The sequence below is a fragment of the Bartonella sp. AD328YNZD genome (assembly GCF_042196425.1).
In genome coordinates this window covers 1-2539 of sequence record NZ_JBHIQG010000330.1, presented here as the reverse complement: position 1 = coordinate 2539, position 2539 = coordinate 1, and the positions used below count along the sequence as shown (strand labels likewise).

The following is a 2539-nucleotide window of genomic DNA, read 5'->3' as shown; positions in this document are numbered from 1 at the left end:
TTTTGTGCTCCATCAGCTACCTTCTTTGCCTCTTCGGCTATAGACTTCGCACTACCTGCTACTTGTTTTAGACCATCCAAAGCACCTTTCGTTTCTTCTGCTACCTTCTCTGCTGCTTCCGCTTTACTCTTTGCTGCTGTAGCTATACCCTTCAACGCCTCCACACTCGCTTCACCTGCCGTTTCTCCTGAACGCACCGATGCTTCTGCTGCTACCTTCGCTTCGTTGGCTATTCGTGTTGCTTCTGTTGCACTCTGTTGCGCTTGATCGGCTTTCGTCTGTGCACTATCCAACGCACTTTTGGCTTCTAAGGCTGTCGCTTTGGCGCTCCTTGCTTCTTCTTTTGCTTCTTCTGATAAGCTTTTTGCACTAGAGGCGGTTTGACTTGCTTGTTCACTCGTGGATTTCGCTTCAGTCGCAACAGTCTCTAAATTTTCTGCTTTAGATTTCGCATCGCTAGCCTCTTTTACAGCTTGCTCTACTTTCGCTGTCGCCTTATCAACGGCGCTTTTCGCTTCCTCCGCCAAACCCTTCGCCTCAGATGCCGTACTCTTAGCTTCTCTTGCTTCTGTTAATGCTGTAGTCGCTGTAGATTTTGCTTCATTCGCAACTGCCTCTACACTTTCGGCTTTAGCCTTTGCTGTTTCTGCTGTCTCCTGTGATGCTGCTGCCAACCGTTTTGCTTCTTCTGATAATGTTTTAGCTGCCTCAGCACTCCCTTTCGCATCATTGGCTATACTAGATGCCCCGCCCGCTGTTGTTTTCGCAGAAGTCGCTTCTCTTAATGCCTGTTCTGATGCCTTTTGCGCCTCTGTAGATGCCGTATTCGCTTTTTCCGCTAAACCTTTCACCTCTTCTGACGTGCTTACAGCTGCCTCTGATTGTGATTTGGCTTCTCTTGAAGCTGTTAATGCTGTCTCTACTCCCGCTTGTACTTGTGAGGCTGTTTTTGTGAGTTCTGTAACAGAAGATGTCGCACCTTCTGATAACTCTTTTGCTTGTTCTGCAATATCCTTGGCATCATCGGCTGCCTGTTTGGCTCCATCTGCCTTTAGACTTGCTTGCATGGCTACAGTCTTAACTTCATGACACGTTGCTACCGCCGTCGCTGCTACTTGCGTCGTCTCTGTTGCTGTTTGTGAAGCTTCTCTTGCTGTTTGTTCTGCACGCGTTGCAATGGTCTTCGATTCATCGGCTAACCTCTTGGCTTCGGTCGATAAATTAACAGCATTCTCACTGCTCTGTTTGACCTCTTCAAAACGTTGTAATGCCGTAGCCAATGAACCTTTCGTACTATTGATTTCCCCTGAGGCTCTATCGACTGCTGCTTTTGTCTCTTCTGCCATGCGCTTCGCTGCATCAGAAGTATTCTTGGCTTCTTCTGCTAAGCCATTGGCTGTATCCGCTGTCTCTTTCGCAAGGCTAGCCGTTGTCGTCGCTGCTTTAGCTTCTTCCTTCGCTTCATGAGACGTCGTAAGCGCTGTTGTCGCTGTTTGAACTGTTTTCGTCACTTCGCTAAGCGCTTGTTCCGAAACCCTCTTCGATTCTTCTGCAACCTGTTGCGCACCATTCGCACGCGACATGGCTTTTTCTGCTTCTTGACGTGCATTAACAACCTGCTCTAACGGCGCAAAGGTTTCATACGAATACAAAGAGGCCGTCCCTAAAAGCTTCGGAACAACAACGCTGTCTTGCGAAGTCCCTTCTCTGATTTCCTCTTTCGTTGCAACAGGTATCAAATATTCATGTTCATGATCGGGTATCTTCATCTGTTTTATTCCTTCATTCAGAGGGCTTCATCCAATGAACACTCTTTCAAATCTTCAAGCTCTTCGCTTAACGCCTCTAAGCGCTTCTCTAAATCTTTCAGTGAACCATCAAGCTCTGTTTTCAAAGCGGCTTTCAGTAAATCAAAAACCCCATGAAGAGGCGCATGCACAAAACCTCCCCCCGAATACAAAACGACCCGTACTTGAGACGGGTCGCTAAGCTCTGATATCGCAAACGGTTTTAATGACATTTCAACTCCTCATGTCTTGATCCCATAAATTACACTCACATTAACGGGGCGCGTTTCAACACCACCAACCCTCTCTGCCATGAGATGATGTTCATGATGCTCTCTGTCATTCAGACCGTCTGTTATAGGCGTTGAATAATATAAAAAATTAGCAAAGGGACTCCTGATAAACCAAGGTAAACGCGGCGGCTTGTCTTTTTCTGTAAACCAAAAGGGAGTCTCTACCTGTGGACTTCCTGCTATTTGGTCAAATTCTTGATTACACTTGTCCAAAGCATCCCCACTCAAACCTACACACTCTTCGTCTATAGCTCTCTTGCGCCTTGTCACGCCCGCTTCAGTAGAAGAAATATCCCGTTTCTTTCGAGAAGAAAGACCTTCTGATGACGCGGGACCTATAAAATGTTCATGCGCTTTTAAAGAACAGGGTTGTATACTTGCAAAAGAACGCCAAGGGTCTAAATTGCGTTCATTATCAAGTCCCCGTAAAAACATTCCTCGAAAATCGGGAACATTAAA

Annotated in this window: 1 protein-coding gene and 2 pseudogenes; all 3 read right to left on the bottom strand. The window is 46.5% G+C overall.

Annotated features, from left to right (window positions below):
• Positions 1-1769, bottom strand: a pseudogene (locus tag ACFIO3_RS11370) (hypothetical protein); the annotation flags it as partial.
• A 17-nt stretch (positions 1770-1786) separates the two neighbouring features.
• A complete protein-coding gene (locus ACFIO3_RS11365) occupies positions 1787-2020 on the bottom strand; it encodes a hypothetical protein (RefSeq protein ID WP_375687102.1) in 234 nt (77 codons plus the stop codon).
• 9 nt (positions 2021-2029) lie between these two features.
• Positions 2030-2539: pseudogene (locus ACFIO3_RS11360) on the bottom strand (phage tail protein); the annotation flags it as partial.

Excerpts from the sequence above, each read along its gene's own strand:
- ACFIO3_RS11365 (WP_375687102.1), bottom strand. The coding sequence starts at position 2,020 with ATGTCATTAAAACCGTTTGCGATATCAGAGCTTAGCGACCCGTCTCAA.